The organism is Pseudooceanicola sp. LIPI14-2-Ac024, from assembly GCF_042188925.1.
In the GTDB taxonomy this organism is placed as follows: domain Bacteria; phylum Pseudomonadota; class Alphaproteobacteria; order Rhodobacterales; family Rhodobacteraceae; genus Pseudooceanicola.
Genome location: NZ_CP170102.1, coordinates 3,876,773 through 3,899,297 on the forward strand (window position 1 = coordinate 3,876,773; position 22,525 = coordinate 3,899,297).

The window sequence follows — 22,525 nt, forward strand, 5'->3', positions numbered from 1 at the left end:
ATGATCGTGTCCGGCCCCTGCGCGGCCGCGCGGATCGGGATCGTGCGGGCTGCGGCGCTAGGATGCCTGCCGGAATGGCGTGATCGACGCCGCGACCTGTTGGGGTTCGACGCGGTAGCGTTGTACCTGCTGCAGCAGGCCGTCCGCCTCGATCTTGAGCCGCTTGCTCATGTCCGCAGAGGCGCGGATGCTTGAGGCGTTATGCTCGGTATCGTGGCTCAGCTGCGTCGTGGCCGTATTGATTTCCGAGATGGTGAGCGACTGCTCATCCAGGGTCTGCATGTTTGACTGGACGTTGTCCGAGATCGTGCTGATCTGCTGAAAGATGTTCCTGAGAACCTCGTCGGCCTGTGAGACCAGCTGCGCGCCGTTCTTGACCTTGTCGTGGCTCAACCGGACGAGGTTCTTGATCTCGGTCGCGGATTCCGAGGACCGCTGTGCCAGCGACCGAACCTCGGAGGCGACCACCGCAAAGCCGCGCCCGGCCTCACCCGCGCGGACGGCTTCGACCCCGGCGTTCAGGGCGAGGAGGTTGGTCTGGAACGCGATTTCGTCGATGCTGGTCAGGATCTTGCCGATCTGGCTCGACGCGGACTCGATCTCGTTCATGGCCTTGGTGACGGCATCGACGACCTTGCGCCCTTCCTCGGCCCGGTCCTGTGAGGCCTTGGTCAGCGCGTAGCTCTCCTTGGCCCGCTGGGCCGAGCTTTCCGCCGAGGCCGAAAGCTCGGTGATGGCGGCCGCCACCTGCTCAAGCGACGCCGCCTGGCTCTCGCCGCGCCGCGCCAGGTCATCCGAGGCCGAGTCGAGGTCGCCCGAGATGCTCTGGACCCGGGCCGAGGCGCCGTGCACCGCACGGACGAAATCGGAGAGCGAGGCCACCATGCTGTTAAAGTCGGTGCCCATCTTCCGCACCTCTTCGTAGGAGGTGTCGAAGGTGGCGGGCGTCAGGTTCCCGGCGCGCAATGCGTCGAGCCCGTCCTCGAGCAATTGCTGTGTCAGCTGCCGGTCAGTGATGTCGGTGGCCACCTTGATCACCCGCTCCACGCGGCCCTCGGCGTCGAGGACGGGGGCATAGGTCGCCCGGATGTAAATCGCCGCGCCGTCCCTGCGGATGCGCTTGAAGACGCCGGCATGATCGTGGCCGGCCCGCAGGGTGCTCCAGAACTCCGCGTATTCGGCCGAGGCCGCATAGGCGCGGTCCACGAACAACTCGTGGTTCCGGCCGACGATGTCTTCCACCCGGTCATAGCCCAGGGCCGCGACGAAGTTGTCGTTGGCAAAGATGATCTCGCTGTCAGGCGCAAAGTGGATCACCGCCTGCGTCGCCATGACCATCTGGGCCAGCGCCGCCTCGCGCTGCGCTTCCGGGCGGTTCGACGTCATGCGGGATGATGTCCTGCCGCCGAGAATGGACCCTAGCATTCGCGTTCCCCTTCGAAACTGTCCGGGGCGTTCTAGCGGCGGGATGTTTACGGAACCTGTAATTCTGCCGCGGATGCAGCGAGAATTCTAAATGATTGGCCGAAGGAACCGGGACCGGCACCGGCCACAAATGCGAAAAGGCCCGGCGCGGGCCGGGCCTTTTGCTTGATCTCTCCCGCGGGTCTTACTGCGGGATCTCGCCTTCGATGCCTTCGACGTAGAAGTTCATGCCCAGCAGGGTGCCGTCGTCGGCGACTTCGCCCTCGGCCAGCCAGTCAGAGCCGTCCTGCTTCTTCAGCGGGCCGGTGAACGGGTGGTACTCGCCCGAGGCGATGCTGTCCTTCAGCGCCAGCGCCTGTTCTTTGACCTCGGCGGGCACCGCGTCGGTGATCTCGCCGATGCCGACCATGCCGGGGCCGATGCCGTCCCAGGTCTGCTGGCTGGTCCAGGTGCCGTCCATCACGGCTTTGGTCTGCTGGATGTAGTAGGGCGCCCAGTTGTCAATGATCGAGCTGACGCGCGGCTTCGGCGCGAACTCGGCCATGTCGGACGCCTGGCCGAAGGTATAGACGTTGCCCGCGGCTTCCGCGGCGGCCTGCGGCGCGGTCGAGTCGGTGTGCTGCAGGATCACGTCGGCGCCCTGTTCGATCAGGACCTTGGCGGCGTCGGCTTCCTTGGCCGGGTCGAACCAGGTGAAGGCCCAGACGATCTTGAACTGGACGTCCGGGTTGACCTTCTTGGCGTGGATGTAGGCCGAGTTGATGCCGCGGATCACTTCGGGGATCGGGTAGGAGCCGATGTAGCCGATGATGTTGCTCTCGGTCAGCTGGCCCGCGATGGTGCCCTGCACCGCACGGCCCTCGTAGAAGCGTGCCGAGTAGGTGCCGACGTTGTCGGCGGTCTTGTATCCGGTGGCATGCTCGAACTTCACGTCCGGGAACTTGGCCGCGACGTTGATCGTCGGGTCCATGAAGCCGAAGGAGGTGGTGAAGATCAGGTCGGCGCCGTCGAGCGCCATCTGGGTGATCACGCGTTCGGCGTCCGGGCCCTCGGGCACGTTCTCTACGTAGACGGTTTCGACCTTGTCGCCGAATTCGGCCTCGACCGCCTTGCGGCCGACGTCGTGTTCATGGGTCCAGCCGCCGTCGCCCACCGGGCCGACATAGACGAACCCGACCTTGGTCTTGTCCTGCGCCATGGCCGCGCCGCCGGTTGCGGCAAGCGCCAGCGCAACGGCGGCGCTGGTCAGGAATGTTCTCTTTTTCATGGATGTACTCCCCTCAGTCGTAAGTGACGCCTCATTGCGAGGCGTGGAATATCCGGCCCAGCGAGGCCGGAGCGCGGCTCTTGTCCGCGGACATGATGACCAGCACGAGGATGGTGATCAGGTATGGGCTCATGGAAAGGTATTCGACGGGAATCGCAATACCTGCCGCTTGCAGATTAAGCTGCAACACCGTGATACCGCCAAACAAATAGGCACCGAGCAGGACGCGCCACGGCTTCCACGAGGCAAAGACCACGAGGGCAAGCGCGATCCATCCCGCGCCCGCGGTCATGCCCTCGGTCCACTGCGGCACCCGGACGAGCGAGACATAGGCGCCGCCCAGTCCCGCGCAGGCGCCGCCGAACATGATCGCCATGACCCGGATGCGTTTCACCTTGTAGCCCAGGGCGTGGGCCGCATCGTGGCTTTCGCCGACCGCGCGCAGGACCAGGCCTGCGCGGGTGAACTTGAGGAAGGCCCAGACACCGGCCACGATGGCGACGCTGACATAGACCATCAGGTCATGGCCGAAGAGGATGCGCCCCACCACCGGCAGATCGCTCAGCACCGGGATGTCGAGGCGCGGCGTCGAGGGCGGCTTGATCCCGACATAGCTCTGCCCCAGCAGCGACGAAAGCCCCAGCCCGAAGAGTGTCAGCGCAAGGCCCGAGGCGACCTGGTTGGCCAGCGCGAACTGCGTCAGCCCGGCAAAGAGCAGCGACAGCAACGCGCCGCCGACCGCCGCGCCGACGAAGCCCGCGGCAGGTGATCCGGTGTTCACCGCGATGGCAAAGCCGCAGATCGCGCCGGTGATCATCATGCCCTCGACGCCCAGGTTCAGCACGCCCGCGCGTTCCACGACCAGCTCGCCGATGCCGGCCAGCAGGATCGGGGTGGACGCCACCATGAGCGAGGCGATGAGCAGAACGGGATTGATCGCGCTCAGGTCCATGCGAGGCTCCTCCGGTCGGAAATGGTCATGCCGCGGCCCTCCCGCCGATGCGGATGCGGTAGTTGGTCAGCACGTCGACGGCGAGCAGGAAGAACAGCAGCATCCCCTGGAACACCTGGATCGCGGCGGCCGGCAGGCCGAGGTTCGACTGCGCGATCTCGCCGCCGATGTAGGTCAGCGCCATCAGCAGCCCCGCCAGCAGGATGCCCACCGGGTGCAGCCGGCCGAGGAAGGCGACGATGATCGCGGTGAAGCCGTAGCCGACGTTGAAGTCGATCGAGACCTGCCCCGAGGGGCCCGAGACCTCGAACATCCCCGCCAGCCCGGCGAGCGCCCCGCCGATGCCGAGGCAGAAGATGATCAGCCGCGCCGGCACCACCCCGGCGAACCGCGCGGCCCGCGGCGCCTCGCCGGTCAGGCGGATCTGGAAACCGGTCAGGTGACGGGTCAGCAGGACATAGGCGACTATCACCATGATGATGGCAAAGGCCACGCCCCAGTGCATCCCCGTGCCCGCGAAGATCTCGGCGTTGTGCGCGCTCGGGTACTGCTGCAGGTTGCGGCTGCCCGGAAATCCGAACCCCTGCGGGTTCTTCATCAGGCCCAGCGACATCGAGGCCAGCAACTGCTCGGCCACGTAGACCAGCATCAGCGACACGAGGATCTCGTTGGTGCCGAATTTCACCTTCAGCAGCGCCGGGATCATCGCCCAGAGGAAACCGCCGAGCGCCCCGGCGACGACCATCAACGGGAACAGCCACCACGCCTCGAGCGGGTAGAACGCCAGCGCCACCCCGGCGCCGCAGAGTGCGCCGATGATGTACTGGCCCTCGGCGCCGATGTTCCAGATCCCCGCGCGAAACCCCAGCGAAAGCCCGATCGCGATCAGCACCAGCGGCGCCGCCTTCACCAGCAGTTGCGGCCGGTAGAAGAACGCGTGCTGCCCGAACAGCGGGTCCCAGAAGATCGTTCGGATCGCGACCAGGGGATCCTTGCCGAGCGCGGCAAAGAGCAACCCGCCGAAGATCAGAGTGGCGATCACCGCCAGGATCGGCGTGGCATAGGCCCAGGTCTGCGACGGCTGTCGCCGTTTCTCGAGCCTCAGCACGTCGCACCCCCTTCCATGTCGCCGTAGGGTGCGTGCTCGCACGCACCTCCGTCATTCAAGATCTCCCCCACGGCGCGTGCGCGCACGCGCCCCACGGCATCGAGGTTACACATGCGCCACCTCCATCCCGTGCGCGCCACCCATCATCAAGCCGATCTGCTCGACCGTCAGGCCCTTGGCCGGCACCACGTCCGACAGCCGCCCCTCGTTCAGCGCGGCGAACCGGTCCGAGACCTCCATCAGCTCGTCCAGATCCTGGCTGATCACGATCACAGCCGTCCCGCCCGCGGCGAGGTCCAGCAGCGCCTGCCGGATCGTCGCGGCGGCGGCGGCGTCGACGCCCCAGGTCGGCTGGTTGACGACCAGCACCTCGGGGCGCTGCAGCACCTCGCGACCGATCACGAACTTCTGCAGGTTCCCGCCCGAGAGCGACCGCGCCGCGTTCTCGGTCCCCGGCGTGCGCACGTCGAAGCGTTCGATGATGACCTTGGCAAAGTCCCGCGCCTTGCCCCAGTTCAGAAAGCCGTGAGACATCAGCCCTTCGCGTTCGGCGCCGGTCAGCAGCGCGTTCTCGGTCAGGCTCATGTCGGGCGCCGCCGCGTGGCCCAGCCGTTCCTCGGGCGCCGTCAGCAGACCCAGCCTGCGTCGGGCCGTGGGCCCCTTGGCGCCGATCTCCTGGCCCTCGAAGACGACCATGCCCGGGGCGCTGGTGATCTCGCCCGAAAGCGCGGCCAGCAATTCGTCCTGCCCGTTGCCCGCAACCCCGGCCAGGCCCAGCACCTCGCCGCCCCGGACCGAGAGCGTGACCGCCTTGAGCGAGGTCCCGAACTGCGAGGGCGAGGCGACGCTCAGCCCCTTCAGCTCGAGCCGCACGGGGCCCGGCGCCTTCTCGGCCCGTTCCGGCACGTGCAGCTCTGCCCCCACCATCAGCTCGGCCATCGCCCGCGCCGTGGTGTCGCGCGGCGTGCAGGTCGCGACCTTCTTGCCAAGCCGCAGGATCGTCGCCTCGTCGCAGAGCGCGCGGATCTCCTCGAGTTTGTGCGAGATGTAGAGGATCGCCGTCCCCTCGGCCGACAGCTTGCGCAGGGTGGCAAAGAGGATCTCCACCTCCTGCGGCGTCAGGACGCTCGTCGGCTCGTCCATGATCAGCAGTTTCGGGTCCTGCAGCAGGCAGCGCACGATCTCGACCCGCTGGCGTTCGCCCGCGCTCAGGTCGCCGACGGTGCGATAGGGGTCGAGCGGCAGGCCGTACTGTTCCGACACGTCGCGGATGCGGGTGGCAAGATCGCGCATCTTGGGCGGGTTCGCCATGCCGAGCGCGATGTTCTCGGCCACGTTCAGCGCGTCGAAGAGCGAGAAGTGCTGGAACACCATTGCCACGCCCGCCGCGCGGGCCGCCTGCGGTTCCGCCGGGGCGTAGGCGGCGCCGCCCAGCACCATCTCGCCCGCGTCGGGCTTCACCAGCCCATAGATCATCTTGACCAGCGTGGACTTGCCGGCCCCGTTTTCGCCCAGCAGGGCATGAACCTCGCCCCGGCCGATGTCGAACGAGACGTCGTCATTGGCCACGACACCGGGATAGGCCTTGGTCAGCCCCCGGATGGAAAGGAGTTTGTCTGTCCCCGTCACGCGATCTTGTCCTTCAGGGCGTCTTTCTGCGCCGTCTCCCTCAATAGCGCGGCCGCCACCCCCACGGCAATCGCCTGCGGATGCTTGCCAAAGCTCTTGTCACCGATGGGACACCGGATGCGCGAAATCTGCGCATCGCCGTGACCCGCCTCGGACAGGCGTTTGCGGAACCGCACCCACTTGGTCTCGGACCCGATCAGCCCGGCCCAGCCGAAGCCGCGGCGCAGCAGCGCATCGCAGAGCGCGAGGTCGAGGGCATGGGAATAGGTCAGCACCAGGTGCGCCGCGTCAGCGGGCGCATGGGCCGCCAGCTGCGCGGGGTCGGCGGCGGGCACCGTGGTGACACCCTCCGGCACGGCATCGGGAAACCGCTCCGCCCCGGTGTCGACCCAGGTGATGGCAAAGCCGGGCAGGGGCGCCATGACCGCGACCAGCGCCCGGCCGACATGGCCCGCGCCCCAGATCCAGAGCGGGCGGCGCGCCTCGGCCACCGGTTCCAGCAGCCAGCCATCGACCAGCAGCACCGGCACCTCGGCGCCCTTGGCGCGGGCCTCCGACAACGCCCGCCGGATCGCCAGGGGCATCTCGCCCGCACCGGCGACAACCGGCCGGGCGAACCCCGGCCCGTCGATCCCGGCCAACAGCGCGGCATCGAAGACCTCGAAGACCAGCGTGACCGCCCCGCCGCAGCACTGCCCGAGTTCCGGCCCGAGCGCCCGACGCAGCACCTTCGGCCCAGCCAGCCCCGCGGCCACCTGCAGCGCCTCGAACTCCAGCGCGCCGCCGCCGATGGTGCCGTCGAGCCCCGCGGGCCCGGTCACCATCGCCGCGCCCGCCTCGCGCGGGGCCGACCCGCGCACCTCGGCGATCGCCACGCGCAGCACGCAGCCTTCCCGCGCCACGCGGCGCCGGATCAGATCGAGCTCAAGCACCGGACCGCACCTTGGCGATGGCCGCCAGAACCCGCTCCGGCGTCGCCGGGGCGTCGAGGGCCGGATAGCCCGGCCCGCAGGCCGCCACCGCGTCGCTGAGCGCAAGGAAGGCCGAGATCCCCAGCATGAACGGCGGCTCGCCGACCGCCTTCGACCGGTGGATCGTCTCCTCCCGGTTGGGCGCGTCCCAGAGCGCGACGTTGAACACCTCGGGCCGGTCGCCACAGGCCGGGATCTTGTAGGTCGACGGCGCGTGGGTCCTGAGCCGCCCCTTGGCGTCCCAGACCAATTCTTCGGTCGTCAGCCAGCCCGCGCCCTGGACATAGCCGCCCTCGATCTGCCCGACGTCGAGCGCCGGGTTCAGGCTGTTGCCCGCATCGTGCAGCAGGTCGGTGCTCAGGATGCGGTACTCACCGGTCAGCGTGTCGATCACCACCTCGCTCACCGCCGCGCCGTAGGCAAAGTAGAAGAACGGCCGCCCGCGCCCCGCGATCCGGTCCCAGGCCACCTTGGGCGTCTTGTAGAACCCGGTGGCCGAAAGGCTGACCCGGTTCTCGTAGGCCAGCTTCGCGGCACTGGCAAAGCTCATTTCCTCGGCGCCCGTGCGCACCAGGCCGTTCTCGAAGACGACCTCGGACGGTTTCACCTGGTGGAGCCGTCCGATCAGGTGCGCGATCCGGTCGCGCAGCGTCACGCAGGCGGCCTGCACCGCCATCCCGTTCAGGTCCGCGCCCGACGATGCCGCCGTGGCCGAGGTGTTGGGCACCTTGGCGGTGTCGGTCGCGGTGATCCGCACCGCGCCGCTGTCGATTCCGAAGACCCGGGCCGCGACCTGCTGCACCTTGCGGTTCAGGCCCTGGCCCATCTCGGTCCCGCCGTGGTTCATCGCGACCGATCCGTCCTGGTAGACATGGACCAGCGCGCCCGCCTGGTTCAGGTGGGTCAGGGTGAAGGAAATACCGAACTTCACCGGCGTCAGCGCGATGCCCTTCTTCAGCACCGGCTGGGCGTTATTCCAGGCCTGCACCGCCGCGCGCCGCGCCGCGTAGTCCGACGTCTCGGCCAGTTTCGCCGTCAGGGCGTGCAGGATGAAATCCTCGACCGCCATGCCGTAGGGCGTGGTCTGCGCCCCAGCGGGAACCTCTGGCACCGCATCCGGCGCCACCGCCCCTGTCGCCCCGCGCGAGGTCAGGTCGAGATGCGCATCCATCTCCCCCTTCCCCTGGTTGGAAACATCCTCGGGGGAGTCCCGGGCCCCGGCCCGGGACGGGGGACAGCCCCCCTCCGCCGCCGGGGCCGGTGGCCTCGGCATAGTAGTTCACCCGCCGCACCTCCAGCGGATCGAGGCCGAGGTAATGCGCGACATGGTCTACCACCCGCTCGATCCCCAGCATCCCCTGCGGCCCGCCGAAGCCGCGGTAGGCCGTGGCGCTCTGGGTGTTGGTCCTGAGCCGGTGGCTCTCGATCCGGCAGGCGGGCAGCAGGTAGGCGTTGTCGGCGTGCAGCATCGCCCGGTCGGCGACCGGCAGCGACAGGTCCTGCGCCCAGCCACAGCGGGCGTAGTGCACGAACTCCACCCCGGCGATCCGGCCGCGACCGTCAAACCCGACACGGTAGTCGATGCGGAAGTCGTGCCGCTTTCCGGTGATGACCATGTCGTCGTCGCGGTCGTACCGCATCCGGCAGACGCGCCCGGTCTTCAGCGCCGCCACCGCGCAGGCCACCGCGAGCGCATTGCCCTGGCTTTCCTTGCCCCCGAAGCCGCCCCCCATGCGCCGCATCTCGACCCGGACGTCGTGCATCGGGCGGCCGATCGCCTCGGCCACCTTGTGCTGGATCTCGGTCGGGTGCTGGGTCGAGGATTGCACCAGCATCCCGCCGGTCTCCTGCGGCACGGCAAGTGCCGCCTGTCCCTCGAGGTAGAAATGCTCCTGGCCACCCATCTCCATCCGGCCCGTCAACACGTGCTCCGCTGCCGCGATGGCGGTCTTGGTATCGCCCTTCCGGTAGATGCGCGGCCCTTCCTCGAACCGGCTGTCGGCGGCCAGCGCCTCGTCCACCGTCAGGATCGGGGTGTCCTCGGCGATCTCGATCCGGCCCAGCCGGGCCGCCTTGCGCGCGGCAAGGTGCGAGGTCGCCACCACGAGGAAGATTGGCTGGCCGACATAGTGCACCGATCCGTCCGACAGGAGCGGCTCGTCGTGGATCGAGGGCGAGACGTCGTTGGCAAAGGGCAGGTCATCCGCCGTCAGCACCGCCTTCACGCCGGGTGCTGCGCGCACCGCGTCGAGGTCCATCGCGGTGATCGTGCCGCGTGCCACGTCGCTCAGGCCAAAGGCGAGGTGGAGCGCACCGGCGGGCGCGTCGATGTCGTCGACGTAGCGGGCCTGGCCGGTGACGTGCAGCTCGGCACTGTCATGGGGCAGGGGGCTGGTCACGGTCATGCCCGCACCTCCCGCACCCGGGTCGCCGTGCCCTGGTCCTCGAGGAAATAGCGCGTCAGCATGTTCCGCGCCGCCTGCAGCCGGTAGTCGGCCGACGCACGCATGTCGCTCATCGGGGTGAAATCCTCGGCCCAGGCGTCATGGGTCGCGGCCACGCTCGCCTCGGTCCAGGGCTGGCCGGTCAGCGCGGCCTCGACCGCGGTGGCGCGTTTCGGCACCCCCGCCATGCCGCCAAAGGCGATCCGGGTCGAGGTCACGATGCCGTCGGTGACGTGGATGTTGAAACAGCCGCAGACGGCCGAAATGTCCTGGTCGAACCGCTTCGACAGCTTGTAGCAGGCCAGCCCGTCCGGCCGGATCGGGATGGTGACGCCCTCGACGAATTCGCCGGGCTGACGGTCCTGCTTGCCGTAGTCGAGGAAGAACTCCTCGAGCGGGAGGTCCCGCCGCGCATCACCCCGCCGCAGGTGCAGTGTCGCGCCAAGCGCGATCAGCGCGGGCGGTCCGTCCCCGATGGGAGAGCCGTTGGCAATGTTGCCGCCGATGGTCGCGGCATTGCGCACCTGGACCGAACCGAAGCGCGTCAGCATGTCGGTCATGTCCGGGTAATACGGCGCCACCGCATCGGCCATCTCGGTGATCGTAACCGCCGCGCCCAGCCTGATCGCGTCGTCCGAGACCTCGATCCCGCGCAACTCGGCGCAGCGCCCCACGAAGGCCACCGGGCCCAGCTCGTCAAGCCGCTTGGTCACCCAGAGCCCCACGTCCGTCGCCCCGCCGATCAGCCGCCCGTCCGGGTGGGCGAGGCACCAGTCCGCCAGCTCGTCCGCCGACCCGACGATGGTCGCGGCGCCGCCCGTGAGGTCATCCTCGGCCTTGCCCTCGGGCAGGGCAGCGGGGGTGGCCAGCGCCGGGGGCACCGCCTCACCCGCTGCCGCATCGGCCGCGCGGATGATCGGGGCGTAACCGGTGCAGCGGCAGAGGTTGCCGGCCAGGACGGTGTCGTGATCCATCGCGCCCTCGCAATGCGCGGTGGCCAGCGACATCACGATGCCCGGCGTGCAGAACCCGCATTGCGATCCGTGGTGATCCACCATCGCCCGCTGAACCGGGTGCAGCGTGCCGTCGGGGGCGGCCAGCCCCTCGACTGTCGTGACCTCGCGCCCGTGCAGTTGGGGCAGGAAGAGGATGCAGGCATTCAGCGCCTTCCGGCCGCCCTCATCGCGCACCATCACGGTGCAGGCGCCGCAATCGCCCTCGTTGCAGCCTTCCTTGGTGCCCGTCAGGCCCCGGTCGATGCGCAGCCAGTCCAGCAGGGTGGTCTGTGGCGACACCCCGGCCAGATCGACGCGTTCTCCGTTCAGCAGAAAGGAGACCTTCATGTGCAAGTACCGCCGCCTTACCCTGTTGGCCCATGGTGCGCGGCCCTCGATGCGGCGTAGAGGGCAGCCGGGCTGTGCTGTTTTTTCAAGCAAAACGGGGCAGGGCGCATTTGGCAAGTGTTTCGTGCATCGCGTTCCGATGAAACCGTCGCGGCAGCCCGCGAAAATGGCAATCCCGGGCGTGCGCTGCCGCCGCCAGTCGGGCCAAGTCGCTGCAAACTATGACGAACCCGGAACGTCGGGCGACACGCCTTGCGTCGCGTGGTGGCGGACACGATTGGCCAGCAAGGCGAAACTCGGCGCGGGGCGCGCTACCGCGCAGCCGCCACCAGAACCCGTGGCGGGCGCGACGGCCTCGTGTGCGGCATCGCCCGCGTGCACGCCGTCGCCCCCGTCATCACTGTTCGTGGCTGGCGGCCGAAGCCCGGCCGTCAATCTTCCAGCGCGTCGTCCCGCTTCTCCTCGATCAGCGTCAGCTCCTTCTCCTTCCGGGTCAGGAAGCGTGCGCCGTAGGCGTCGTTCTCCTCCTCGCCGATCACCTTCTTGGCGCGGGTGAAGACCTCTTCCTCTTCCTCCTCCATGTGGTGCTCGTAGTCGTGCTTCAGCGTCTTGAACCGTGTCAGCCAGCCGGGCGAGGACATGTCCATCTCGCGAAGTTCCTCGAGGATCTCGTCCATCTCGGCGTGTTCGTGGACCGAATGCCGGGCGGCATCCTGGCCCCAGGTCTGTTCCATCAGCTTTGAATAGAACGTCTCCTCCTCGGCGGCGGAGTGGCCCTTCACGTCGCGGTAGAACTCGGTCCAGGCCGCCTTGCGTTCGTCGCTCGCCCCCTCGGTCTCGGCGATCCGGTCAAGCAGTTCGCGGTGACGGTCGTGGTCCTTCTTGATGGCGTCGTAGATGGATGGCATCGGGCTGTCCTCCGGGTTGGCTCTCTGCCTTTTCAAACCCGTATTGGCCCCGCCGGTTCCCCTGCCTGGCCCTTCCGGTCGCCACCCGCAGCCGCTAGGGTCGCCGCGACCAAGCAAGGAGGCACCCGATGCCGAGCGATCGCCCCGTTGGACCCGTCGTCGAAGGCTGGCAGGCTCCGCCGCGCCCCGATGCCCTGCGCCTCGAAGGCGCCTATGCGCTGCTGGAGCCGATGCGGGCCGACCTGCACGCGGCGCCGATCCACGACGAGTTCAAGGGTCTCGACTGGATCTGGGACTACATGCCCAACGGCCCCTTCGCGGATGCCGCCGGTTATGCCGCCTGGATGCGTGGGGCCGAGGGGCAGCCGGACCCCTGGTTCCTGGCCATCAAGAACAAGGAAACCGGCAGGTGGTGCGGCGTTGCCTCCTACCTGCGGATCACGCCCGAACAGGGCGGGATCGAGGTCGGCAACATCGCCTTTGCCCCGTCGCTTCAGCGCACCCGGGCCGCGACCGAGGCGATGGCGCTGATGATGGGCTGGGCCTTCGACGCGGGCTACCGCCGCTACGAATGGAAATGCAACGCGCTGAACATGCCCTCGCGCCGGGCGGCGCAGCGGCTGGGCTTCAGCTACGAGGGCACGTTCCGGCAGCACATGGTGGTCAAGGGCCGCAACCGGGACACCGCGTGGTTCGCGATCACCGACACTGACTGGCCCCGCCTGAAGGACGCCTTTGCCGCATGGCTGGCCCCGGGGAACTTCGACAACGAAGGTCGCCAACGCCAGAGCCTTGCCGACCTGACCGCGCCGGTCCGCGTCGCCTCCGACCCGTTGATCTGAGGGGATCGCCAGGGGCGCCGCGGATCCTGTCGCGCGCGCCCCGGCGCCTTCGGGTCAGAGCGGTTCCGACGCCGCCCAGTCCCAGTAGAGCTCGTACGCGCGGCGCGTGACCGGGCCGATCTCGTACTGCCGGTCGTCGAAGGCCGACACCGGGGTCACCTTCATCATGTTGCCCGACAAAAAGACCTCGTCCGCGTCGGCGAAATCCTCGAAGCTCAGCACCGCCTCGTGTACCTTGGTGCCGTCCGCGCGCAGGTTCTTGATGTGCCGCGCCCGGGTGATGCCGGCCAGGAAGGTGCCGTTGGCGATCGGGGTGAAGACCTCGCCGTCCTTGACCATGAAGACGTTGGCCGATGCGGTTTCCGCGACATTGCCCATGGCATCCGCCACCAGCGCGTTGCCAAAGCCCTTGGACCGCGCTTCGGCCAGCATCCGGGCGTTGTTGGGATAGAGGCAGCCCGCCTTGGCATCCGTCACCGCGCAGTCGAGCGTCGGGCGGCGGAACCGGGTGCGGGTCAGCGTGGTCGAAGCGTCGGGCGCGGCCAGCGGGATCTCTTCGAGGCTGATGCAGAACCCGGTCTCGCCCGCCTTGGGCACGATCCCGAGATCGCCGCCTTCGAGCGCCCAGTACATCGGGCGGATGTAGACCGGCGTGCCCTTGGGATAGGCCGCCAGTCCCTCGCGCACGATCTCGATCATGTCGTCGGTCGAAACCGTGGGCGTGATCATCAGCGCCTCGGCCGAACGGTTCACCCGCGCCAGGTGCGCGGCCAGGTCGGGCACCAGCCCATGCGCCATCCGCGCGCCGTCGAACACCGTGGTGCCAAGCCAGGAGCCATGGTCGCCCGCCTTCATCACGGGCAGGTCGCCCTCGTGCCAGGTGCCCTCGTAGTAGGTGCGCAGGTTGGTGCCGGTGGCCATGGTCCGTTCCTTCAGTAGGTCATGGCGCGGTTATGGCAGAGCGGGCCGGCGAAGGGAACGGGGCCGGCGCAGGAAAACCCCCGGCCGCGGGGCGGGCCGGGGGCGATGTGTTACTTGGTGCTCAAATCGGAAAGGGACAGGAAAACAAAGGTCTTGCTATGCAAATTGGCCAGGGGTCGGGGATGCTGGCCGGACTGTGATGCCCCGAGGGGCAGGGCTGATGCTAGGTTACCTTTGAAACGATTTCTTAACGTTCGTGAAAAGATTTCGCGGCGGCGGGTCAGGCGGCCGGGGCCTCGTCCAGCAGGGCCTGCAGGTCCAGCGGCGCGTTCACCATCTTGAGCTGGCCGTCTTCGTCGCGTGGCCAGTCCGCCTCGGGCCTGTCGCGGTAGAGCTCCACGCCGTTGCCATCCGGGTCGCGCAGGTAGATCGCCTCGCTCACGCCGTGATCAGCGGCGCCGTCGATCGGGATGCCGGCGGCGATCACCCGGCGCAGGGCGTCCCCCAGCTGTGCGCGATCGGGGTAGAGAAATGCGGTGTGGTAGAGCCCGGTGTGCCCACGCGGCGCGGGCGTGCCGCCCTTGCTCTCCCACGTGTTCAGGCCGATGTGGTGGTGATAGCCGCCCGCCGACAGGAACGCCGCCTGGGTGCCGTATTTCTGCTGCAGCTCGAACCCGAGCACGCCGGAGTAGAAGGCGATGGCGCGGTCGAGGTCGGCGACCTTGAGGTGGACGTGGCCGATGCGGGTGGCGGGGTGGACGGGCTGTGTCATGGCGGTGATCCCTGGTTGTTGACAGGGGATCTAGTCGGACGGAGCCTTGGATGAAACAGCGCTGGCTGCACCGGGCCTGTGCGGTGGTGCGAACGGACACGCCGCCCCGGAGGGCGGCGTGTGACCTTCGGCAAGCGAATGGCCGGATTTATGAAGGCAGGGGTGCCTGCCCCGGCCGTCAGCTCTTGATCATGCCGACGATCTCGTAGGTTCGGGCGAGGATCGGGGCCGCGATGGCGCGGGCGCGGTCTGCCCCCAGGCCGAGGATGCGGTCGATCTCGTCCGGCGTCTCCATCAGGCGCGACATTTCCGACGAGATCGGCGAAAGCTTCTCGACCGCGAGGTCGGCGAGCATCGGCTTGAACTCCGAGAACTGCCGGCCGCCCACGTCCTTCAGCACGCTGGCGATGTCGCTGTCGCACAGGGCCGCGTAGATGTTGACGAGGTTGCGCGCCTCGGCCCGGCCCTCGAGGCCCTCGGCCTCGCTCGGCAGGGCGTCGGGATCGGTGCGGGCCTTGCGGATCTTGTTGGCAATCGTGTCCGCGTCGTCGGTCATGTTGATGCGCGCCATGTCCGAGGGGTCGGACTTCGACATCTTCTTCGACCCGTCGCGCAGCGACATCACGCGGGTCGCCGCGCCCTCGATCACCGGCTCTGTCTCGGGGAAGAAGTCGACCTTGTAGTCATGGTTGAACTTGGCCGCGATGTCGCGGGTCAGTTCGACGTGCTGCTTCTGGTCCTCGCCGACCGGGACGTGCGTGGCGTGGTAGATCAGGATGTCCGCCGCCATCAGCGCCGGATAGGCAAAGAGGCCGAGCGAGGCGTTCTGGGTGTTCTTCCCCGCCTTGTCCTTCCACTGCGTCATCCGCTGCATCCAGCCCATGCGGGCGACGCAGTTGAAGATCCACGCGAGCTGCGCGTGTTCGGGCACCTGGGACTGGTTGAACAGGATCGACTTCGCCGGGTCGAGGCCCGAGGCGATGTAGCCCGCCGCCAGCTCTCGCGTCTGGCGCCGCAAGGCGTCGGGGTCCTGCCAGACGGTGATGGCGTGCAGGTCGACCATGCAGAAGATGGTCTCGAACCCTTCCTGCTGGCCACGGTCCTGCCACTGAACAAAGCGCCGCATCGCACCGAGGTAGTTGCCCAGCGTCAGCCCGCCTGAGGGCTGGATCCCCGAGAATACGCGGGGGGTGAAGCTGGTCTGGGCCTCGGACATGGCTGTGCTCCGGTCTCTGGATTTCTGCGCCCTGCTCGCTTACCCATGCCCGCATGGGGCGTCAAGCAAGGGCGTCTGGAGCACGAGGCAGAGCATGGCATACCAGTATACCCCCAACCCGCGCCCCGCCGGGCCGGTCAACCCGCTGCCGTGGAGCGTCATCGTGCTCGCGCTGGCCATCGCCGGGGTCGAGGTGGTGCTGTCGCTGGGCGCACGCGGGATCGTCGGCGGCCCCGCGGCCATTGGCTGGCGGCTCGAGGCGATCCGCGCCTTCGGGTTCTTTTCCGAGATCCTGCACTGGATGATCGAGCAGGGGGTCTGGCCGGCGGACCAGCTGATGCGCTTCGTCACCTATCCCTTCGTGCACGGCAGCTTTACCTCGGCGGCTTTCGCCTGTGTCATGCTGCTGGCGCTCGGCAAGTGGGTGGGCGAGGTCGCGGGCGCCTGGGCCGTGCTGCTGACCTTCTTCCTGTCCTCGGTCGCGGGGGCGCTGCTCTACGGGGTGCTGACCAACGACGCCTACCCGCTGATCGGTGCATTCCCGGGGGTCTACGGGCTGATCGGGGTATTCACCTGGCTGCTCTGGGTGCGGCTCAAGGCGACCGGGGGCCAGCAGGCGCGCGCCTTCACGCTGATCGGCACGCTGATGCTGTTGCAGCTGGTCTTCGGCCTGCTGTTCGGGGCCAGCAACGAATGGATCGCCGATGTCACCGGCGCGGTCACCGGCTTTGTCGCGGCGCCGCTGCTGGTGCCGGGCGGCTGGACCGCCTTCGTCACGCGGATGCGCCGCGGCTAGAACATCTCGGGCGGCAGGATCGGCAGGAAGCGGGCGAAACGACGGTTGCGCTGCTCGGGGTAGGGCAGCATGAAGCCGGCGCGTTCGTCCGGCGCACGCTTGGCATTCTTCTCGGCCGCGCGGCGCCAGGTGGCGGCCCGGTCCGGGTCGCCGTCGCCGTAGTGATCGTCCAGCCAGATGCGCGCCAGCCGCTCGCGCAGGTCGCGTACTTCGCCGGGGTCGTGGAACATCAGCGAGGCCTCGGTGTCCCATTTCATCGAGCGGCCGTTCAGGTTGGCCGAGCCGACAATGGCGGTGTGATCATCGACGATCGTCACCTTGGAATGGACATAGACGACGCGCCCGCCCTTCAGCGGCATCGGGTCGCCGTTCTTCGCCTTGCGCGGCTGGACCGGCGAGACGGTCATCATCCGGTCGCCGAAGGCGCGCTTGAGGATGTCGAGGCAGCGGATCTGCAGGGCCTGCGCGTGGCGGCTGTCGACGCCGGTCTGGCCGTCAAAGATCACCCGGTCGGGTTCCGTGGGCATCAGCAGGACCAGCTGCAGCCGGGGCTGCCGCGCGGCTACCTCGGCCAACGCCTCGGCCAGGGGGGCGTGGCGGAAGAACTGAGTCTCGATGTAGATCGAATGCTCCGCGCGGGCGAAGGCCGCGATATGCGCGTCCTCGTGTTCGTGCAGCATCGTCTCGGCGCCGAGCTGCATCGCGCCCTTGCCGCGGCACGAGACGGTGCGGATCACGCGCGGGGCGGGCGGTTCGGGACGGCTGAGCTTGCCGGGGTCCGGCACCGGCGTGGCCTGTTCGGTGAACCGCGTCGCGTCGTCGTCCAGCGCACGTTGCCAGCAGTTCGCGAAATGGGCGCGGATGTCGGCGGCGGGCGGTCCCTCGACCCTGAGCGACACATCGTGCCAAGTTTCCTCGGGGCGCTGGTCGTGCTCGGGCGTGTCCCAGCGGCGTTCGTCGACGTCGAGACCGCCGATGATCGCGCGGCGCCCGTCGGCCACGGCGAGTTTCTGGTGCAGGGTCACCGGCCGCAGGTCCCAGTCGCCCTGAAGCGCCCGGTTCTGCAACGTGGTCAGATGCTCGGGCGGCAGCTCGCGCATCGCGCGCAGGCGCTTGTTCACCGCGGCGCGGAACACCCACTTCCACATCGGCGCGGACCGGCATTCGTGCAGTGCGCAGAGCAACTCGGCGCTGTCCGGCAGGCGTGAGCCGAAGATGCGGGCCGAGGTCCAGGCGTTGCGGTGCAGGTCACCGGCAAAGATCGGGTCGAAATCGGCCAGCAGGATGCGCAGCTTCACGCCGCGTTCGGCGACGTGGGTCAGCAGGTCGGCCCATGTCGCCAGGCCTAGCTCCTTCGCCTCGTCCGAGCGCAGGCCGGTGCGGGCGTCGAAGATGCGGAAGGACATCAGCAGCTCCGTCTCTGCCCCGAGGGCGAGGCGTTCGAGATCGGGAAACATCTCTTCGGCGGTGATGAGAGAGCGCAGGCTGTAGCCTTCGGCCGCCCGGTCGACGGGCGCCGCATTTCGTTTCGGATCGAAGGTCTCGGCGACGTTCATGCCCGCATCGTGTCCCTGCTGCACTGGGTCATAACCCGCAAGGGCCGATCCGGTTTCATGCGGGGCGCAGAAATCGGCGCCGTCGGCTCAGCCCCGCCGGAGCACCCGGCGCAGATCGCCCAGCCGGAACGCCCCGATCAGGTGGCCCGCGCCGAAGTAGACGACGGCCCCGCCGAGGACGAGGACGAAGAGCGCCGCGAAGCGGATGCCCGGCATCGCCAGCCACGGCCCGAGCGCCCAGGCCAAGGGGACCAGTGCCGCGCCCATGATCAGCGCGGCGGCCGCGATGCGCGGCAACCGGCGGCGGAAGCGGTCATCGAAGCGGGCCATTTCGCCCATCGGGCGCGTACCGAGGCCGAGTTGCACGACCATGGCCCAGCCCGCGACCGTGGTCGCCAGCGCGGTTGCGATCCAGCCGATCACCGGGGCAAGGCCGATGGCGAGGACCGCGTTCACCAGCATGCAGACCAGCGCGTAGCGGAACGGCGTCTTGGTGTCGCCACGGGCGAAGTAGAGCGGCTGGTAGATCTTCTGCATCACGAAGGCGGGCAGGCCCAGGCCGTAGACCGCCACCGCCAGCGCGATGGCCTGCGTGTCTTCGGCCGTGGTCGCGCCGCGTTCGAAGAGGACCGACACCAGCGGCACCGGGATCGCGACCAGCGCCACCGCGGCCGGGATCGTCAGCAGCAGCGACATCTCGGCCCCGCGGGACAGGGCATCGCGCGAGCCTTCGATATCCTCGGCCTTGAGCCGCCGCGACAGGTCGGGCAGCAGGACGATGCCGATGGCGATCCCGACCACGCCGAGCGGCAGCTGGTAGAGGCGGTCGGCCGCGAACAGCCAGCCGACCGCGCGGTCGAAGTAGGAGGCGACCTGCTGGCCCACCAGGAGGTTCACCTGCACCACCCCGCCGGCCAGTGCCGCCGGCACGGCGATGCGGACGAGGTCCTTGAGCTCGGGCGTCCAGACCGGCCGTTTCAGCCGGATAGACAGACCCGCGCGCGACGCGGCAATCCAGACCAGCGCCATCTGGCCGAGGCCGGCGAGCGGAATGGTCCAGATCAGCGCCGTCGCCACGTCGAGGCCGGTGGCCAGCGCGCCGACGTACATCCCGCCGATCAACATGACGTTCAGCAGGACGGGCGCGGCGGCCGCGGCGGCAAAGCGGCCGGTGGCGTTTAGCACGCCCGACAGGAGCGCGGCGATCGAGATGAAGAGGATGTACGGAAAGGTGATCCGTCCGAACTCGACGGACAGCGCGAACTCCTCGGACCCGGCAAAGCCGGAGGCCAGCGCAAACACCAGCCACGGCATGATCAGATGGGCGATCAGCGTCAGCGCGATCAGGACCGAGGCAAGGCCCGACAGCGCATCCGAGGCGAATGTCTCGGCATCCTCGCCGGCCTCGATCTTCTTGGAAAAGATCGGCACGAAGGCGGTGTTGAAGGCCCCCTCGGCAAAGAAGCGGCGGAACATGTTGGGCAGGCGGAAGGCCACGACGAAGGCCTGGTAGGCGGGCCCGGTGCCGAGGTAGGCCAGGATCATCGCGTCGCGGACGAAGCCCAGGATGCGGCTGAGCATCGTCCAGCCGCCGACGGTCAGGAAGCCTGACACCAGACGGATGGGTTTCAAGACCTGGCCCTCTCCTGTCCCGCTGTGATCGCCTCGCGCAGGCGGGCTTCGAGCGTGCGCTGCTTGGACGGGGTGTAGAGTTTCAGCCCGAACATGTCCTTGACGTAGAAGGTATCGACCGCCTGCTCGCCGTAGGTGGCGATCACGGCGCTGGCGATCTGGACGTGGCTGGCCGCCAGCGTCCGCGCCAGGTCGAAGAGCAGGCCGGGCCGGTCGCGGGTGTCGACCTCGATCAGCGTGTAGATGTCCGATCCCTCGTTGTCGAAGGAGATGCTGGTCTTCACCTCGAAGGCGCGTTCGCGCTTCTTGATCTTGTCGCGCGACTTCATCTCGTCGCGCGCCACGACCTCGCCCTTCAGCGTGCGGTGGATCATCCGGGTCAGGCGCGGCAGGCGGTCGATCTCGTAGGGGTGGCCGTCGGCGTCCTGGATCCAGAAGGCCGAGGTCGCGTAGCCGTCCGTCGTGGTGTAGCTGCGCGCGTCCACCACGTTGGCCCCGACCAGTGCCAGAGCGCCGGTGAGGCGGGCGAAGATGCCGGGATGGTCGACCATTGCGAACAGCGCGCGCGTCGCATCGCGGTCCTCGTCCGGGTGCAGGTCGATCCGGATCTCGGCCGGGTCGAGGTCGCGCAGCATGGTGGCAAAGACCCGGTGCGCGGTGACATGCAGGCCCTGCCAGTAGGTCGGATAGTGGCGGTCGATCTCGTGCTCGATCTCGGCGGCGGTCCAGTCGGGCAGGGCTTCGCGCAGGTCGCGGTGCGCTTCCTGCTCGCGCTTGGTGCGGTTGAGGTCCTCGAGCCCGGTTTCCATGCCCCGCCGGGTCTGCCGGTAAAGCGCGCGCAGCAGCGCGGCCTTCCAGTTGTTCCATGTGCCCGGGCCGACCCCGCGGATGTCGCAGACCGTCAGCACCGTCAGCAGGTCGAGCCGCGCGCGCGTCTGCACCGCCTTGGCGAAGTCGCGCACCGTGCGCGGGTCGGCCACGTCGCGTTTCTGCGCCATGTCCGACATCAGCAGGTGGTAACGCACCAGCCATTCGACCGTGGCGCATTCCTCCTCGTCCAGGCCGAGGCGCGGCGCGACCTTGCGCGCGATGCGGGCGCCGACGATGGAATGATCCTCGTCCCGGCCCTTGCCGATGTCGTGCAGCAGCAGTGCGACGTAGAGCACCCGGCGGTTCACCCCGTCCTTCAGGATGGTCGAGGCGATCGGCAGTTCCTCCTGCAGCTTGCCTTGTTCGATCAGGGCGAGGTGCCGGATGCATTGAATCGTGTGCTCGTCCACCGTGTAGTGATGGTACATGTTGTACTGCATCATCGCGACGATGGGCTCGAACTCGGGGATGAAGGCGGCCAGCACACCCAGTTCGTTCATCCGGCGCAGGGCGCGTTCGGGGTTGCCGTGATCCAGCAGGAGGCCGAGGAACATCTTGGCCGCGCGGGGATCGTTGCGCATCCGGTCGTCGATCAGGTCGAGGTTGGCGCTGATCAGCCGCATCGCGTCGGGGTGGATCAGCATGCCGGTCCGCAGCGCCTCCTCGAAGATGCGCAGCATGTTCAGCTTGTCATCCAGGAAGGTGTCCGGATCGGCCAGGGCCAGGCGGTTGCCGACCGCGACGAACTGGTCGCTGACGATCTTGGGGCGGCGCTTGAAGATGCGCTCGAGCAGCGGCTCGCTCTTCACGTGGGCCGCTTCCAGCTTGGTCAGAAGGATGCGCGTGACCTCGCCGGTCGTGGTGGCGTGGCGGAAGTAGTCCTGCATGAAATGCTCGACCGCACGCCGGCCGCCGCGGTCGCGGTAGTCCATCCGATCGGCGACCTGGACCTGCAGGTCGAAGGTCAGCTGGTCCATTGCCCGGCCCGCGATCAGGTGCAGGTGGCAGCGCACGGCCCAGAGGAAGTTCTCGGCCTCCTGGAACTTCTTGAACTCTTCCTTGGTGAAGAGCCCGACATCCACCAGGTCGGCGGCCCGTTGTACGCCGTGCACGTATTTCGCGATCCAGTAGAGCGACTGCAGATCGCGCAGCCCGCCCTTGCCCTCCTTCACGTTGGGCTCGACCACGTAGCGCTGGCCGCCCTGCTTGCGGTGCCGCTTCAGACGCTCGTCCAGCTTGGCCTCGATGAAGTCGCTTTCGGTCCCCTTGAAGAGACCGTTCCAGAGCTTCTTGTTCAGGTCCGCCGCCAGGTCGGCATTGCCGCAGAGATAGCGGTTCTCAAGCAGTGCGGTGCGGATCGTGTAATCCTCGCCGCCGAGCTTGAGGCAGTCGCGGATCGTGCGGCTGGCATGCCCCACCTTCAGGTGCAGGTCCCAGAAGATGTAGAGCATCGTCTCGATCAGCTGCTCCTGCCAGGGGCTGATCTTGCTGCGGGCGAGGAACAGCAGGTCCACGTCGGAATAGGGCGCCATGGCGCCGCGGCCATAGCCGCCGACGGCCAGCACGGCGAACTCGGTCGCGCCCTTGGCGGGCACGAGGTGGCGGCGCACGGCCTCGACCGTGGTCGTGACCAGGCAGTCGGTCAGGTAGGTGTAGGCCCGCGTGGTTTCGCGCGCGGCGAAGGGGCGGGCGGCAAAGGCCTCGGCGATCGCCGCGCGGCCCTTTTCGTTGGCCTCGGACAGCAGGGCGACGAAGTGGTCGCGGAACCCGTCACCCTGGGCGGCGGCGTCGATCGCCGCCTGCATTGCGGCCCGGTCGAAGATCTCATCGGCCGGGCGGATCAGGTTGTCCGGCCCGGCCGCGAGGGTCGTGG

At 68.4% G+C, this 22,525-nt stretch carries 16 protein-coding genes and 1 pseudogene; 2 read left to right on the forward strand and 15 right to left on the reverse strand.

What is annotated here, in order from left to right; genetic code table 11:
• Window positions 1-57 precede the first annotated feature (57 nt).
• From ACE2AC_RS19060 to ACE2AC_RS19100, 9 genes and pseudogenes are all read right to left on the reverse strand, one after another.
• Window positions 58-1,386, reverse strand: coding sequence for a methyl-accepting chemotaxis protein (locus ACE2AC_RS19060; protein WP_375689260.1), 1,329 nt, complete (start codon window positions 1,384-1,386; stop codon window positions 58-60).
• A gap of 223 nt (window positions 1,387-1,609) precedes the next feature.
• Complete coding sequence (locus ACE2AC_RS19065; protein ID WP_375689262.1) at window positions 1,610-2,692, reverse strand: BMP family ABC transporter substrate-binding protein; 1,083 nt, start codon at window positions 2,690-2,692, stop codon at window positions 1,610-1,612.
• Between the two features lie 31 nt (window positions 2,693-2,723).
• Window positions 2,724-3,644: an ABC transporter permease gene (locus ACE2AC_RS19070; protein ID WP_375689264.1), complete on the reverse strand. Its 921-nt coding sequence runs from the start codon at window positions 3,642-3,644 to the stop codon at window positions 2,724-2,726.
• A gap of 25 nt (window positions 3,645-3,669) precedes the next feature.
• Window positions 3,670-4,752 carry an ABC transporter permease gene (locus tag ACE2AC_RS19075; RefSeq protein WP_375689266.1) on the reverse strand — a complete coding sequence of 361 codons (1,083 nt, stop codon included), beginning with the start codon at window positions 4,750-4,752 and terminating at the stop codon, window positions 3,670-3,672.
• Between the two features lie 105 nt (window positions 4,753-4,857).
• Entirely contained in the window at window positions 4,858-6,381 is a 1,524-nt protein-coding gene (locus ACE2AC_RS19080) for an ABC transporter ATP-binding protein (RefSeq protein ID WP_375689268.1), read from the reverse strand.
• Window positions 6,378-7,313: a xanthine dehydrogenase accessory protein XdhC gene (xdhC, locus tag ACE2AC_RS19085; RefSeq protein WP_375689270.1), complete on the reverse strand. Its 936-nt coding sequence runs from the start codon at window positions 7,311-7,313 to the stop codon at window positions 6,378-6,380. The genes ACE2AC_RS19080 and xdhC overlap by 4 nt, the downstream gene beginning before the upstream one ends.
• Window positions 7,306-9,757: pseudogene (gene xdhB, locus ACE2AC_RS19090) on the reverse strand (xanthine dehydrogenase molybdopterin binding subunit). The gene xdhC and the pseudogene xdhB overlap by 8 nt, the downstream one beginning before the upstream one ends.
• Window positions 9,754-11,139 carry a xanthine dehydrogenase small subunit gene (xdhA, locus tag ACE2AC_RS19095; protein WP_375689272.1) on the reverse strand — a complete coding sequence of 462 codons (1,386 nt, stop codon included), beginning with the start codon at window positions 11,137-11,139 and terminating at the stop codon, window positions 9,754-9,756. The pseudogene xdhB and the gene xdhA overlap by 4 nt, the downstream one beginning before the upstream one ends.
• 431 nt (window positions 11,140-11,570) lie before the next feature.
• A complete protein-coding gene (locus ACE2AC_RS19100; protein WP_375689274.1) occupies window positions 11,571-12,047 on the reverse strand; it encodes a hemerythrin domain-containing protein in 477 nt (158 codons plus the stop codon).
• 128 nt (window positions 12,048-12,175) lie between these two features.
• Between ACE2AC_RS19100 and ACE2AC_RS19105 the strand changes: the two genes are divergently transcribed.
• A complete protein-coding gene (locus ACE2AC_RS19105) occupies window positions 12,176-12,889 on the forward strand; it encodes a GNAT family N-acetyltransferase (protein WP_375689276.1) in 714 nt (237 codons plus the stop codon).
• Between the two features lie 54 nt (window positions 12,890-12,943).
• On the opposite strand, the gene ACE2AC_RS19110 is transcribed toward ACE2AC_RS19105, so the two are convergent.
• The 3 genes from ACE2AC_RS19110 to trpS all read right to left on the reverse strand — a co-directional run bounded on the left by ACE2AC_RS19110 (window position 12,944) and on the right by trpS (window position 15,798).
• On the reverse strand, window positions 12,944-13,810 hold the full coding sequence (locus ACE2AC_RS19110) for a branched-chain amino acid aminotransferase (RefSeq protein ID WP_375689278.1): 867 nt from the start codon (window positions 13,808-13,810) through the stop codon (window positions 12,944-12,946).
• Between the two features lie 280 nt (window positions 13,811-14,090).
• Window positions 14,091-14,582: a VOC family protein gene (locus tag ACE2AC_RS19115; RefSeq protein ID WP_375689280.1), complete on the reverse strand. Its 492-nt coding sequence runs from the start codon at window positions 14,580-14,582 to the stop codon at window positions 14,091-14,093.
• A 178-nt stretch (window positions 14,583-14,760) separates the two neighbouring features.
• Window positions 14,761-15,798 (reverse strand): tryptophan--tRNA ligase, encoded by a 1,038-nt coding sequence (gene trpS / locus ACE2AC_RS19120; RefSeq protein ID WP_375689282.1) that lies wholly within the window; start codon window positions 15,796-15,798, stop codon window positions 14,761-14,763.
• Window positions 15,799-15,892: 94 nt separating this feature from the next.
• Here trpS and ACE2AC_RS19125 point away from each other — a divergent pair, with 94 nt between their 5' ends.
• Window positions 15,893-16,594, forward strand: a complete 702-nt coding sequence (locus tag ACE2AC_RS19125) for a rhomboid family intramembrane serine protease (protein WP_375689284.1) — start codon at window positions 15,893-15,895, stop codon at window positions 16,592-16,594.
• On the opposite strand, the gene ACE2AC_RS19130 is transcribed toward ACE2AC_RS19125, so the two are convergent.
• From ACE2AC_RS19130 to ACE2AC_RS19140, 3 genes are all read right to left on the reverse strand, one after another.
• Window positions 16,591-18,174: a phospholipase D family protein gene (locus ACE2AC_RS19130; RefSeq protein WP_375689286.1), complete on the reverse strand. Its 1,584-nt coding sequence runs from the start codon at window positions 18,172-18,174 to the stop codon at window positions 16,591-16,593. The two genes, ACE2AC_RS19125 and ACE2AC_RS19130, sit on opposite strands and share 4 nt — an antisense overlap.
• Window positions 18,175-18,237: 63 nt before the next feature.
• Window positions 18,238-19,782, reverse strand: a complete 1,545-nt coding sequence (gene murJ / locus ACE2AC_RS19135) for a murein biosynthesis integral membrane protein MurJ (RefSeq protein ID WP_375689288.1) — start codon at window positions 19,780-19,782, stop codon at window positions 18,238-18,240.
• Complete coding sequence (locus tag ACE2AC_RS19140) at window positions 19,779-22,457, reverse strand: [protein-PII] uridylyltransferase (protein ID WP_375689290.1); 2,679 nt, start codon at window positions 22,455-22,457, stop codon at window positions 19,779-19,781. Before ACE2AC_RS19140 ends, murJ begins: the two co-directional genes overlap by 4 nt.
• Between the last annotated feature and the right edge of the window lie 68 nt (window positions 22,458-22,525).